A 13,377-nucleotide genomic window follows, 5' to 3' on the forward strand; every position below is an offset into this window, starting at 1 on the left:
CAGGATGAACTTCTGTATGCCTGAGCGGTGGTCGCGGTGAGCCCGCGCGCGGTGGACAAACGAGCCCGCCCCGGAAACGAAGGCACTTTCGCCCTCCCGGGTGAGCTGACGGCAGCCGGAGCACTGGGAACCGCCGGTGCGACTGCCGTGCTCGACCGACCATCGGATCAAGACGCACCACAACAGCTCGAAACCGCCGAGAGCTGACAACGCGCCGGGTGGCTAGCGCCGCCACCCGGCGTCAGCCTCGCAGCATGAGGCAGACGTCGCCGAATTCGTGCCAGAGGTAGCCGCGCTGCAGTGCCGCGTCGTACGCGCGTTGGACTGTGTCGTCGCCGACGACGGACTCCAGCAGGAGCAGATGGGACGCGTCGGGCGCGTGCATGCCGGTGATGAGGCCGTCGACCACGGAGACCGGGTGGTCCGGGCCGAGGACCAGGTCCGTCCAGCCGTGGGCAGCAGTGACCGAGCCGTCAGTGGCAACGGCTGACTCGATCGCACGCACCGCTGTGGTGCCTACGGCGATGATGCGACCGCCGTTGGCCTTCACCCAGTTCACCAGGCGAGCGGTGTGCGCCGGTACGTCGTACCGCTCGGGCAGAGGTGGTTCGTGGCTCTCCAGCGAGGACACACCGCAGTGCAGCAGGATCGGCGCGATCAGCACGCCCTGCGAGGCCAGGTGACTCACCAGCTCGAAGCTGAAAGGCCTTGCAGCGCTGGGCATCTCAGCACTTCCGGGCTCGCGTGCGAAGACAGTCTGGTACGACGCGAGCGGCCACTGCCGGCCGACGTACTTGTACGTGATCGGACGGCCGTGACGCTGCAGATAGCCGAGCACGTCCTGCACCGGTGGCTTCGCGACCCACAAGCGGTTGGAGTCCGACTCGTACGGCGACAGCAGTGTGAGCACGCCCTCTGGCAGTTCAACCCGGTCGCCAGCCGCACCACCGAACACAGGCGCGCCATCGCTGCGCAGCTCGACCACCCAGGTGCCGTCGTCGAGCGCAGTGGAGAAGTGCACGACGACCGGAGCCACGCCGGCACCGGTGATCCACGTGCCGTCGACTGCCGCGGGCAGTGTGCCGGAGGTGTTCACCAGCAGGAGGTCACCCGGCCGCAGGTGTTCGCCGATGCGGTCGAACCGGGTGTGCGTGACGGTCGACCCCTCCGCGACCAGCAGCTTCACCTGATCCCGCGACAGCCCTCTGGCCTCAGGCGGTTCGGTGGCGTTCAGCGAGTCGGGCAGAACGAAGTGGGTGTGGGGATGCACCCTCACAGCGTCACCGCCGGAGCGAACTCCGCTGCCCGGTAGCGACCACTCGCCGGACGGCTGTCCAGCAGTTGCAGAAACGCCGGTACGACGCTTGCCGGCTCAGGGCGATCGGAGATGTCTTCACCGGGGAACGCAGCCTGGTGCATCGCCGTACGGAGGTCACCGGGGTCGACGGCGTACACGGCCAGGGACGGGTGCTCGGCGGCGAGCACTCTGGTGGCGTGGTCGAGAGCTGCTTTGGCAGAGCCGTAGCCGCCCCAGCCTTCGTATGCTTCGACAGCTGCGTCGGAGCTGATGTTGAGGACGATGCCGGACGCTGCGGTGAGTTCTGGGAGCAGTGCCTGGGTGAGGGCGATCGGTGCGACCACGTCGGTCTCGTAGACGCGGCGCAGCTCGTCCAGGTCGGCTTCACCCAACGGCTGCAGCGGACTGGGCCCGAGGTAGCTCGCGTTGTTGATCAGCAGGTCGAGGCGCCCGAGCTCGGTCACGGCTTCCACGAGGTCCGCCCGGTGGTTGGCATCGGTCACGTCGCCGGCAAGCGGTACGACGTCGGCGCGGTCGGCCAGCGCGTCGGCGGCGTCCTTCAGTGCGTCGGCACCGCGGGCGTCGATGATCAACGCCCAGCCACGGTCGGCCAGGCCGTGCGCGAGCGCCAGCCCGAGCCCGGCGGACGCGCCGGTGATGAGAGCGACAGGACGGTTGGACAGTTCAGGACTCATGCCGTTCACTGTCATACTTCAAGTCGACTTTAGGTCAAGAGCACCGCGACTGAAGCCAACGTGCCGTCTGCCGACCTGCCACGCGGGGGTGCGGACGTCGACTGTGGGGAGTGTGCGATCGACTGTGACCGCCGTGAGCGATCAGAGCAGAATGCCCGGGTTCATCACGCCGTCCGGGTCGAGCACTTTCTTCACCGCCTGCAGGGCTTCCGCCGCGAGGGGGCCGATCTCGGCTGCGTAGGCGTCCCGGTGGTCGGTGCCGATGCCGTGGTGGTGCGTGATCGTGCCGCCGGCTGCGGCGATCGCTTCGCTTGCGGCCGACTTCGCCGTACGCCATTGGGTGACGGGATCGTCGGTCTGGGCGCAGAGCACGGTGAAGTAGAGGGATGCGCCGGTCTCATACACATGCGACACATGGCAGAGCACCAGCGGTGGAGTGCCCTGCGCGGACAAAGACTTCACCAGCGCTTCGGTGACCGCTGACTTCAAAGCAGGAACGCGAGACCAGAAGGTGGCTGTCTCGAGGGTCTCGACCAGCGCGCCCTCGTCCAGCAAGGGATCGCGCAGGTACGGCGCTCGATACCGTCCGACTCGCCACAGCTCGCCCGGACCTTCGCCGAGGTTCTGCCCACCGGCCGCGGTCAGCACCTCGGCCGTCAAGGCGTTGTACGGCCCGTCGAAACCGACGATCGCCAGTACGCCGCCGGACCCGCCACCCAGCACATCCGGATCGGCCAGGTTGACCGCCGTCTCGGCCTCGTCGGACAACCGCAGCACGGTCGGCAACGGACCGTCCTGCGCCAGCCGCCGGATCGCGGTCAGCCCAGCCGCGAAGTCCTCGAACCGCCAGCCCTCGAAGTGCCGCTCGGTCGGCCGCGGCCGGATCCGCACCACCACCGACGTGATGATCCCGAACGCTCCCTCCGACCCGAGCACCAATTGCCGCAGATCCGGTCCAGCCGCGGACATCGGCGCGCGACCCAGCTCGATCGTCCCGCGCGGAGTCGCCAGCGTCAGCCCGACCACCATCTGATCGAAGCGCCCGTACCCGGCCGACGACTGCCCACTCGACCGCGCCGCCGCATACCCACCGATCGAAGCGCCCTCATACGACTGTGGAAAGTGGCCCAGCGTGTAACCGCGCTCCGCCAGCAACGCCTCGGCGGCAGGCCCACGCACGCCGGCCTGCAGTGTCGCCGTCCGCGACACTTCGTCGATAGTGACCAGCTGATCCAGCCGACGCAGATCGACGGTCACAAACCGCCGCGAAGCAGCCAGTCCACCGACCACCGACGTACCGCCTGCGTACGGAACCACCGCCAGATCGTGAGCCGCACACCCAGCCAGCAATGCCAGTACGTCGTCATGCGAGCCCGGATAAATCACAGCGTCCGGCATGTCCGAGGTGTCGCCCGCACGATGCCTGAGCAGGTCCGGAGTCGAGTATCCGCGGGTATGACCCCACCGCGTCTCGAGGTCGGTCTTCACTTGATCGACACCGACAACACCCTCGAGAAACGCCTGCTGCGAGGGCCTCAGCCCCGGCCGGTCCACCGGATCCACAGCAGCCGTCGCAGGACGTCGTACGCCGAGATGCTTCAGCGCCTCGACCGCCGCCGACGGGAGTGCGACCGGGTGGGCGGGATCGCCCCAGCGGCCGGGAGTGAGTTGCACCACCGGGAGGTCCGACTCGGTCATGGAAGTCTCCAAAATGCTGGGCGCGCGCGGTAGCGTCCAGGGGAGGTGGAACCCCCTGGCTTCCACCTCCCCTGGATCGTTCCGGGACGCCGAAGTCGCTGATACACTCTGACGTGTGATGTCTCAGCGTAACAGCGAACCCGACTCCGAGACCAGCACGCGTCCCACCCCCGCGAACGCGATCGGCGAGGAGCGGATCCTGGACGCGGCCTACGAGCTGTTGCTCGCGATCGGCATGCGCCGGATGACGATGGCCGATATCGCCCGGCACGCCGAGGTCTCCCGCGCGACGCTCTACCGCCGCTGGCCGAACGTGCAGGCCGTGGTCGCCGCGCTGATGACACGCGAGTGGACGACCGCGCTGGTGTCCGCCTTCCAGCCGGACACAGCGGATGCTCGCTCCCGGCTGGTCGAGGGTGTGGTCGAGGTCGTCGCGAACACCCGGGTGCACCCGTTGATGCGCAAGATCATCGAGCTCGACCCCGAATTCCTCACGCCGTACCTGCTGGAGCGCCGCGGCAGCAGCACGGTCGCGCATCTCGCGCTGCTCGAAGAGGGCATCAAGCTGGGGCAGGCCGACGGTTCGATCAAGGACGGCGACCCGGTCTGGCTGGCCCGGCAGATCATTCTCGTCTCGATGGCCTCGGCGGTGTCCGGGCCGGTGATGGCGGAACCCGATGAGTACCCGAAGCTCGACGAGGAGCTGCGGGTGATGCTCACGAGGTACCTGACGCCATGATCAGCGTGGGCAACGCCAGCCTGAACGCGGCTCGCCGCGCCCGCGAGCTCGACTGGCTGGAGACGACCGGCAAGGTCGACGTCCTGGTCATCGGCGGCGGGGTCACCGGCGCCGGCGTCGCCCTGGACGCGGCCGCGCGTGGCCTGACCGTTGCCCTGGTGGAGAAGCACGACCTCGCGTTCGGCACCAGCCGGTGGAGCTCGAAGCTGGTGCACGGCGGGCTGCGGTACCTCGTGTCCGGTCACATCGGGATCGCGTACGAGAGCGCGGTCGAGCGCGGCATCCTGATGAAGACGACCGCGCCACATCTCGTCCACCCGGTCCCGCAGATCGCGCCTTGGTTGCCGCAGGCAAAGTTCGCGCAGGCAGCGATGTTGCGGAGCGCGTTCCTCGGCGGCGACATCGTGCGCACGTTCGCGCGGACCAGTGGCGACTACCTGCCGCACTCGCGCCGGATCAGTTCGGCGGAGCTCCTCCGGTACGCGCCGACACTGCGACCGGACGGCCTGCGCGGCGGATTCCTGACCTGGGACGGCCAGCTGTACGACGACGCGCGGCTGGTGGTGGCGATCGCGCGTACCGCGGCGCTGTACGGCGCCCGGGTGCTCACGCGGGTCGCGGCGACCGAAGTCACCGGCCGAGGCGCCGTACTGGTTGATCAGTTGACTGGTCATCGGGTCGACGTCGACGCGACCATGGTGATCAACGCGGCCGGGATCTGGGCCGATCAGGTTGCCTCAGGCATCAAACTCCGGCCGAGCCGGGGGACGCATCTGGTGCTGCCGCAGTCGGCCTTCGGCGGGCTGTCCGCCATCCTGACCGTGCCGGTGCCGGGGGAGCTCCGCCGGGTCGTGATGGCGATTCCGGCGCCGGACGACCGGGTGTACGTCGGGCTGACCGACGAGGACGCGCCCGGCCCGGTGAGCGACGTACCGCGGGCGACGGAACCGGAGATCGACTTCCTGCTGGACACGATCAACAGCGCGGTGCGGACGCCGCTGACGCGGGCGGACCTGCTCGGGACGTACGCCGGTCTGCGTCCACTGCTCGACACCGGCCATCATCGCGGCGAGGACAAGACGGCGGACATCTCCCGGCGACACGCGGTGATCACGAGCGAGGACGGGCTCGTGACGATCGTCGGCGGGAAGCTCACGACCTATCGGCGGATGGCGCAGGACGCACTCGACACCGCCCTGCAGTCGTCGGGTTCCGCCGTACGGCGGCCGTGTCTGACGCATCGAATCCCGTTGGTGGGAGCGGCTGATAGGGCGCAGTTGGCGGCCGTCCGGGCGCCGTCGCGGTTCGTGCAGCGGTACGGCGTGGAGGCGCTGGACGTGATCGCCGGGCCGGCATCGTTGCTGGAGCCGATCGCGCCTGGGATTCGGACGACATTCGCCGAACTGTTGTTCGCCGTACGGCATGAGGGGGCGCTGACCGAGGACGACGTACTGGACCGTCGGACGCGGATCGGGTTGTCCGCGGCGGACCGGGAACTGGCGCTGCCCGCCGTACGCGAGGCCTTCGCTGCTGTGTGACTCCACCTGTGGATAACAACGGTCCCCTGGCCGGGTTAACCTCGCTGCAGGGGAGGTGGACGAGGTGACGCAGCCGTATCCGGGGCCGCATCCGGGGGCTCCCGCGCCGTATCCCAGCGCGAACGGGTCTTCGGCGCCACATCCGGGTGCGCCAGGGCCGTATCCGGGGCCGTATGGGGGACCGCCGGTGCAGTTCACGGGGCCACCAGTGCGTTTCGCGGGTCCGCCCATGCCGCGGTATCGGCCGTTGCGGAAGATCGCGCTCGTCAGCATCGTGCTGATGGGACTGAGCGCGGTCGCCGCCGTGGTGCAGGCAGCGCTGATGTGGGCGTCGTACGACGACGTGAAGCGGCTCGTCTACGGATTGCTGTCGGAGGAGGAGATCGACCGGGCGGTCGAGTCGTTCACCGGCACCAGCGTGTTGCTCAACCTGGTCAGCTACGTGCTGCTCGGCACCGGTGTCGCCTTTCTGATCTGGCTCTGGCAGGCGCGGGAGAACACCGAGTTCCTCCGCTCACCCTTCGCGCCGAGGCCCGTCGCCGCGCCGTACGGACAGCGGACCGGCCCGCATCGGCACTCGCAGGGGTGGCTCGTCGGCTCGTGGTTCTGCCCGATCGTGCAGTTCTGGTACCCGCTGCAGATCGTCCAGGACGTCGTCAAGGAGAGCGAGCCGGCGGAGCAGCCAGGGATGTACCGGCCGAGCGGGGCCCGTGCACTGCTGTACACCTGGTGGGCGACCTGGGTGGGCTTCTGGGTGATCGTGGTCGGGGGTGGCAGTCTCGCGTTCGTCAGCTTCATCGTGTGGATCGTCCGGCTGGTCGACGCCGCCGACGCCGCCGACGCGACCGGCAACTACGTCGACATCTACGACCTGCAGGACTTCATGGTCCGGGTCGCGCTGGCGGTCGACATCGGCTTCACCGTGGCGACAGTCCTCCTGATCACCTCGGCCGTCGCCGCGTCAATGCTCTTGCTGCAGGTCAGCCAGTGGCAGCATGACCGCGCCGCCAACATTCCACCGCCTGGCGCGGTACTGCCTCCTCCTCCACAGCCGCCGGAGCCCCCGCAGTACGCGCCGCGCTACAACAACCCCGGCCCGACGTTCCCCCGTCGCTAGATCGAACCCTAGATCGAGCACAGTACGGCGGTCGCGTCGTCGTACCGCTTGCCCCGGAAGCTGTGCGCGGCTTCGTCGTACGCGCGGACGCGAGCGACGAGCTCGCGGGGACCTTCCGTGGTGAGTACGTCGACCAGGTCCGCCCAGCTGTGCCCGTACCGCTCGGCATACCGCGACGCGCCATCCGTCAGTACGGCGATCACCTCGACGTCGGCGCGATCCGTCGTACCGGTGACGGCTTCGTAGGCCGCTTTCGGCTGGGTGCTCGCTACCCAGAAACCGCCGGGCTGGTTGCGGAGGCGGCGGACGGTCGCCAGCGATCGGTCGGGGAGGAGTTCGATCCGGTCGTCGTGGTGGACGTCGATGTCGCCGGCCGGTGACCTGACGACGACGGGTGAGTCGGCGAGGACGAGGTGCTCGACGACGTCCGGGCGTACCCGGACCATCGCGACGGTGGACGACGGGCTGTCGGGGTTGGCGAGGTCGCAACTGTCGGCGTGAACGGTGCCGACCGCGGCGATCGCGTCGGCCAGAAGGTCCGCAAGCGGAGCGGTCGATCGGCCGAGCAGCGGCGGCGCGAGCTGACCAGCGAGCTGCCCGACCAGCCAGGCGACTGTGTGCTCGCAGCCGGACTCGACTCCGGCGGGCGCGGTGGCGCCGTCCAGTACGACGACGAAGTCCGGACCGCTCAGCACGAGATCCTCGTTCACCACGGGCGGCCGCCGGTCAGGCGCGGGCTGGCTGAACAACCGGATCTCCACCCACCCAGTCTCCGCCACTCTTTGGTGGGTTCACCTACCAAATGGTGGGTTCCCCGGCGGTATTCCATGGGCCAACCCACAAGCTGGTGGGGACCCACCAAATGCGATTACTCGCGGGCGGCCCAGCTGTCGGCTAGGGATTGTTCGAGGGAGATCTTGGGGGACCAGCCGAGGTGCTTGCCGATCAGCGTGATGTCCGCCTGCTGCCAGGCCGCCGGAGGTACGCCGTCGCTCGGATCCTCGACGATCTTGGCCGGCTGACCGCTCAGCTCGAACAATTGACCGGCCACGTCCCGTGCCAGCGTCGCCCGCCCGGTGCCGACGTTCAGCACCGGCGGCAGCTTGGCGTCCGCCAATGCCACTGCCAGCACCGCCTCGGCGACGTCCCGGACGTCCACGAAGTCCCGCCAGACGTCCAGCGCCCCGGCCTCGATCGTCTGCCGGGACCGCAGATCCCGGATGACGCGACCGGTGAGCGTGCTCTCGGGCGCGGCGGGACCGATGACGTCGAACACCCGCAGCACCACCGCGTCGGCGCCGTTGCGCTGGGCACGTACGACGAGTTCGGTGCCGGCCAGCTTGGTCAGGCCGTACGGCCCGGCCGGTGTGGGCTCGGTCTCCTCATCCTGGCTCGTGCCTTGCGGCGCACCGCCGTACTCCGCGGCGGAGCCGAGCTGGACGAAGCGGGCGTGGCTGGCCTGGTCATGGAACGAGGCGAGCAGGGCATCGACGGCGATCACGTTCGCCCGGACCAGGGTCGCGGGGTCGCCGAGCGTGGCGCCGGCCGCGTTCACGATCACGGTCGGCTTGTACATGCCGATCTGGGTGTCCAGGGCGTACGGGTGCATCGCGGCCAGGTCGCACAGCCGGTACGGCTCACCCCGGCTCCGGCTCAGGCCGCGGTACTCGATCCCGCGGTCGGCGAGCAGTGCGCAGATCCTGGCGCCGAGGAAGCCTCCCGCGCCGAACACCATCACCCGCTCAGTGCCGGTCATGCTTCCATCGTGCGCCCCGGACTTGTCGGTCGGCTGAACGTTGTCCGTCGTACCGATCACAGAATTGTCGGCGCCGGATGCAAGGCTGAGACCTTCCGACGAGCCGAAGGACGACGTATGGCGGACCGAGCGCAGGGGCGACCGGCGGTGCCCACCGAGTCGACGATCCGGGACTGGGACGACGCCGACCCGTCCGGGCAGACCTACACGCGGGTGCTGTTCGTCGATTCCGATCTGACCGAGGTGCACAACCGCGGCGGCGTCTTCGACGAGTGCACGTTCCGCGGGGTGCGGTTCAACGCCTCGACGCACACCGACGCCGCGTTCGTGAACTGCACGTTCGTCCGGTGCTCGTTCTTCGACACCACGTTCACCCGGTGCAAGCTGGTCGGCAGCTTCTTCGACGACTGCACCTACAACCTGATGAAGGTGTCCGGTGGCGACTGGTCGTTCGCCGGGCTGCCAGGCGCGGATCTGCGCGGGACGGAGCTCACCGGTCTCAAACTCCGTGAGGCCGACCTGACCGGCGTACGCGCGGGCAAGGCCGTGCTGCGGGATCTCGACCTGTCCGGGGCCTCGCTCCAGCGTGCCGACCTGACCGGCACGGACCTCCGCGGCTCCGACCTGTCCACCCTCGACCCGCTCACCGTCACGCTGAAGGACGCCCGGGTGGACGTCACCCAGGCCATGGTGATCGCCACTGCCCTGGGCCTGGACGTGCGCCCGTAGCGCGGGCCTGTGGATATCTCCACGTAGTCGCGCGGTCATCCCCCGTTTCATCCACAACCTGTGGATAACCATCCGGATAACTTCGATCACCACCCGGGTTCACGCGCGATCGGGGTCGACGACCGGGCGACCGGGACGGGGACCGGGCGGGGTACTGGGCGGGGCATCAGCTGTCCGCGCCGGTGCCGAGCCGACCGCCGACCCGCTTGTACGACGAGCAGCGCGGCGTGCTCCACGACGTACGCCGGAGCCACCAGGTGGCGAGCCCGGGTGATGGTCTGGAGGCCCGCGGCGAGGCCGACGCCGGCGAACGCGCCGAGCGTGTTCGCGATCAGGTCGTGCAGCTGGCACGAGCGGCCGAGCTGCGGGATGAGCGCCTGGACCGCCTCGACCGCAGCCGACAGCCCGATCCCGGCGGCGATGCCGTCGGCCGGGCGGCCGCTCGCCAGCGTGAGCATGCCGGCGGCCGGGACGAACAGGACGACGTTGAGCGCGCCCTGGATCGAGGTGAGCCCACCGGTCGTGGTCAGGTGGGTGCCGCACTGTCCGATCACGCCCAACCGGAGGGCGGTCGGGCTGAGCGTCGCCGCCAGGACGAGCGCGAAGGCGGGCGGCACGCAGAACGCCGCCAGCCGGGGGACGAGCTCACCCGGCCGCCGCAGCGACGAGAGGGCGATCGGCAGCGCCATGCCGGTCAGTACGAGCCAGGTATCGAGTAGGTGCGGGATGCCGCGATAAGTCTCGAGCACGCGTCCGGAGCCTCCTGTGGTCGACCGGCTGACTCGATCTCTTCCTCGTCAGATCACTTCCTGACAAGACGATCAGCTGTCGTATCCGCCGCTCGCCAGGGGAATCCGGACATCTGCACGGATCCGCAAACGCTCCGTGACAATCCGAGCACAAACTGTCACGAAAGGAAGGTGCTCAGGGCAACGATCATTTGCTTGCCCAGCGGCTCGACTCAACCGGGCGGCTCGAATCCTGACGCTGGAATCAACCGATCGGTCAAGACCCGTCTGATCAACGTCTACGCCAAACTCGATGTCCCCGACCGCGCTTCCGCCGTCGCCGAAGCCTTCCGCCGCGGCCTGCTCAGCCAGTAGGCCGGCGCCGGGCAACGGCGGCCGCTGAGGGCTCGTCGCCTTCGGCGTGGAGGCCTGCGATCACGCCGTCGATGTCGGCGTCCGGCCGGTTCTGGCTGAGTTTGAACTTGGCCTCGATCCGCTTGATCGCGATCTCGACTCCGACGATCGCCCGCAGTTGGCCGGTGATGAACTTCTTCGGAGCGTCGTCTACCGACCACGGCTCCGCGCGTCCTGCCTCGTGGTGGTCCGACAGGCGCCGTACGACGTCCTCGACCCAGGCCGGGTCGTCGTACACGGTCATGGTTCCGTGGACGTGGGCGGTGATGTAGTTCCAGGTCGGGACGACGCGGCCGTGGTCGCGTTTGGAGGCGTACCAGGTCGGCGAGATGTAGGCGTCCGGTCCGCGCATGATCACCAGCGCGTCGCCGATCACCGTGCGCTGCCAGTGATCGTTGTTGCGGGCAAGGTGTCCGAGCAGGACGTTGCGGGAGCGGTCGTAGACGAACGGCAGCATCGTCGCCACCAGGCCGTCCTCGGTCATCGTGACCAGATCGGCGGCGCCGTGGTGGGCAAGCAGCTCGTGGACCGCTTCGTCGTCAGGGGCGAAATGCGTGGGGACGTACACCGGCACAGTCTGACCGCCGCCAACCAGACCCCAACAGGTCCAATCCGCCGCGAGTCGACCAGTCCACCTCAGTGAACGACCTCGTGCTCCCACTCAGCCCGGGGCTGAGTATGAAGACGTTGACCGCCCACGCGTCGAGGTGGCCGCGTGTCGACAAGTCGGCGCCGGCGAGCGCGTCGGCTGCCGCCTTCACGGTCTGCTCGGATCGAGCGATCAGCCCGACCGTCAGGCCCTCGCGCGCGAACCGCTGGGCGACCGCGAGGCCGATCCCGGCCCGGCTCCGACAACTACAGCTCCGGGCATTTCAGACTCGTCCCTGGGTGGCGCGGAGTTCGGCGGCTTGTTCGTAGTCGCGGCGCCAGTCGCCGGTGGGTGGGAGGATCACGCGCTGCGTGCCGGCCGCTTCGTACGCCGCCAATTTGTCGACTTGAGGCGCTACCACGGTTGCCTTCAGCGGCGGACGGCCCAGCTCGGCGGCCTGGCGGTTGATCTCGGCGAGGCTGGCGGCGACTTCTTCCGGCGACATCGCGATCGTGGCCCAGCCGTCGCCGTACTGCGCGGCCCGTCGGAACGCCGCCTTGCCGTTGCCGGCGACAACGATCGGCGGCACGTCTGAGCCCGGCGCGAGGGTGGCTTCGAGCCCGTCCTCGAGCACCGTCGGCTTGCCTGCGATGAGATCAGGAAGGACGGCAAGCGCCTCGTCCGTCAGCCGGCCGCGGTCCTTGAACGACCTTCCCGCAGCGCGCCACCCGATGTCACCGTGCGCCGGATTGCCCGTGCCGACACCGAGCACGAGCCGATTGCCGGACACCAACTGCAGCGTGTTCACCTATTTCGCCGCCCACGCGACCGGCCGCAGCGCTAGCAGCATCACGTTGAACCCCACCGTGATCCGCTCCGTCACGGCCGCCGCGGTCGCCAGTACGACGGAACTGTCCAGCATCGGCGCACTCGCGATCAGGTGATCCGTCGACCACACCGAGTCCAGCCCCACCTCCTCGGCAAACCGCGCACTCTCCCGCACATCCCCCAGAATCGCCCGCCCCGCCTCCGGCGACGACGTCGGCAAAATGACCCCGATCTCAACTGTCATACCGGCACCAACCTCAGGCCCCTCGGGCTCTATTCCGCCGGTCCTCGGCTGTGGAAGCCCTTGACGGTGTGCAGAACCGGCGCGGTTTCCACGCTGTTCACGCCGGGCAGCCCGGCGACCTCTTCGGTGAGATAGCGGTACAGGTCGAGGGAGTCATGGCAGATGACCTGGGCAACGAGATTGGTAGGGCCCGTCGTGACCGCGACGAACGAAACCTCGCGATGTCCGGCGAGACTCTCGGCGGTAGCCACGAGCGCAGCAGGCTGGACCGCCATCCACAGCCGTGCCTCGACCCGGTAGCCCAGCGCCGCCGGCGGTATCTCCACATCGAAGGTCAGCACACCTGTACGGCGTAGATGATCCAGCCGCCGGGCGACGGTCGACTGCGACCAGCCGGTCGCCCGTACGAGTTCGGCGTACGTCGCACGCCCGTCGGCCCGGAGGCCGTCGAGCATCCGGTGATCCGGCGCCTCGAGGACGACCTGCTCGGTCAGCAGGTCCGGTTCCGGTCGACGGAGGCGTGCGCGCTGTTCCGCTCCCAGGTGCTCGATCGCGCCCCATCGCGGCGGGTGGAACGAGCCCGGTAGGAGTTCGTGGGCGCTCACTCCGAGTACGCCGCGGCGACGGGGAAGGTTCTCGATCAGCAACTGATCCGCACTCGACGGCTGGCAATTGCAACTGATCTCGGTGCCACCGGACAGGACATGAATCCAGTAGGTGTCCGTCCGACGCGCCAGCGCCGCTGCAATCGGTACCGCGGCATCAGGCGTGCACCGAATGCGGATGGTCCACGAGCGATAGCCGAGGCGGAGTCCGTTGGCGGTGCCGACCACGCGCAGTACGCCGTTCCCACGCAGCCGCCGATACCGGCGGGCAATGGTGTGCTCCGAAACCCCCAGCACCTCGGCGACGGCACTGAAGGGCACACGGCCGTCGACCTTCAACGCGTGCACCAGCCCTCGGTCCACGTCGTCGATGGTGACGGATTCAGCCACTGCATGACTG

Annotated in this window: 12 protein-coding genes and 1 pseudogene; 4 read left to right on the top strand and 9 right to left on the bottom strand. The window is 68.9% G+C overall.

Features of this window, described 5'->3' with window-relative positions:
* Positions 1-241: 241 nt before the first annotated feature.
* From EV646_RS20925 to EV646_RS20935, 3 genes are all read right to left on the bottom strand, one after another.
* The gene (locus EV646_RS20925) at positions 242-1,276 is read right to left on the bottom strand and encodes an S-adenosylmethionine:tRNA ribosyltransferase-isomerase (protein ID WP_132151075.1); all 1,035 of its coding nucleotides are present in this window, start codon (positions 1,274-1,276) and stop codon (positions 242-244) included.
* Positions 1,273-1,992 (bottom strand): SDR family NAD(P)-dependent oxidoreductase, encoded by a 720-nt coding sequence (locus EV646_RS20930; protein ID WP_132151077.1) that lies wholly within the window; start codon positions 1,990-1,992, stop codon positions 1,273-1,275. Before EV646_RS20930 ends, EV646_RS20925 begins: the two co-directional genes overlap by 4 nt.
* A 141-nt stretch (positions 1,993-2,133) precedes the next feature.
* On the bottom strand, positions 2,134-3,690 hold the full coding sequence (locus EV646_RS20935) for an FAD-binding oxidoreductase (protein ID WP_132151079.1): 1,557 nt from the start codon (positions 3,688-3,690) through the stop codon (positions 2,134-2,136).
* A 118-nt stretch (positions 3,691-3,808) separates the two neighbouring features.
* On the opposite strand from EV646_RS20935, the gene EV646_RS20940 reads away from it, so the two are divergent.
* From EV646_RS20940 to EV646_RS20950, 3 genes are all read left to right on the top strand, one after another.
* Positions 3,809-4,429 carry a TetR/AcrR family transcriptional regulator gene (locus EV646_RS20940; RefSeq protein ID WP_132151536.1) on the top strand — a complete coding sequence of 207 codons (621 nt, stop codon included), beginning with the start codon at positions 3,809-3,811 and terminating at the stop codon, positions 4,427-4,429.
* On the top strand, positions 4,426-5,967 hold the full coding sequence (locus EV646_RS20945) for a glycerol-3-phosphate dehydrogenase/oxidase (RefSeq protein WP_132151081.1): 1,542 nt from the start codon (positions 4,426-4,428) through the stop codon (positions 5,965-5,967). Before EV646_RS20940 ends, EV646_RS20945 begins: the two co-directional genes overlap by 4 nt.
* A gap of 229 nt (positions 5,968-6,196) precedes the next feature.
* A complete protein-coding gene (locus EV646_RS20950; RefSeq protein WP_132151083.1) occupies positions 6,197-7,084 on the top strand; it encodes a DUF4328 domain-containing protein in 888 nt (295 codons plus the stop codon).
* Between the two features lie 8 nt (positions 7,085-7,092).
* On the opposite strand, the gene EV646_RS20955 is transcribed toward EV646_RS20950, so the two are convergent.
* Both EV646_RS20955 and EV646_RS20960 read right to left on the bottom strand, forming a co-directional pair.
* Positions 7,093-7,845 carry a protein phosphatase 2C domain-containing protein gene (locus tag EV646_RS20955; RefSeq protein WP_241996214.1) on the bottom strand — a complete coding sequence of 251 codons (753 nt, stop codon included), beginning with the start codon at positions 7,843-7,845 and terminating at the stop codon, positions 7,093-7,095.
* 107 nt (positions 7,846-7,952) lie between these two features.
* Entirely contained in the window at positions 7,953-8,840 is an 888-nt protein-coding gene (locus EV646_RS20960) for an NAD-dependent epimerase/dehydratase family protein (protein WP_241996215.1), read from the bottom strand.
* Positions 8,841-8,957: 117 nt separating this feature from the next.
* On the opposite strand from EV646_RS20960, the gene EV646_RS20965 reads away from it, so the two are divergent.
* Positions 8,958-9,569 carry a pentapeptide repeat-containing protein gene (locus EV646_RS20965; protein WP_132151085.1) on the top strand — a complete coding sequence of 204 codons (612 nt, stop codon included), beginning with the start codon at positions 8,958-8,960 and terminating at the stop codon, positions 9,567-9,569.
* An 86-nt stretch (positions 9,570-9,655) separates the two neighbouring features.
* On the opposite strand, the gene EV646_RS20970 is transcribed toward EV646_RS20965, so the two are convergent.
* The 4 genes and pseudogenes from EV646_RS20970 to EV646_RS20995 form a co-directional block, all read right to left on the bottom strand.
* A complete protein-coding gene (locus EV646_RS20970) occupies positions 9,656-10,318 on the bottom strand; it encodes a VanZ family protein (protein WP_132151087.1) in 663 nt (220 codons plus the stop codon).
* 343 nt (positions 10,319-10,661) lie between these two features.
* A complete protein-coding gene (locus EV646_RS20980) occupies positions 10,662-11,279 on the bottom strand; it encodes an FMN-binding negative transcriptional regulator (protein WP_132151089.1) in 618 nt (205 codons plus the stop codon).
* A gap of 304 nt (positions 11,280-11,583) precedes the next feature.
* Positions 11,584-12,372: pseudogene (locus EV646_RS20990) on the bottom strand (LLM class flavin-dependent oxidoreductase).
* Between the two features lie 29 nt (positions 12,373-12,401).
* The gene (locus tag EV646_RS20995; protein WP_199237098.1) at positions 12,402-13,367 is read right to left on the bottom strand and encodes an Lrp/AsnC family transcriptional regulator; all 966 of its coding nucleotides are present in this window, start codon (positions 13,365-13,367) and stop codon (positions 12,402-12,404) included.
* Positions 13,368-13,377 lie beyond the last annotated feature (10 nt).

It is taken from the genome of Kribbella antiqua (assembly GCF_004345665.1).
GTDB lineage: Bacteria > Actinomycetota > Actinomycetes > Propionibacteriales > Kribbellaceae > Kribbella > Kribbella antiqua.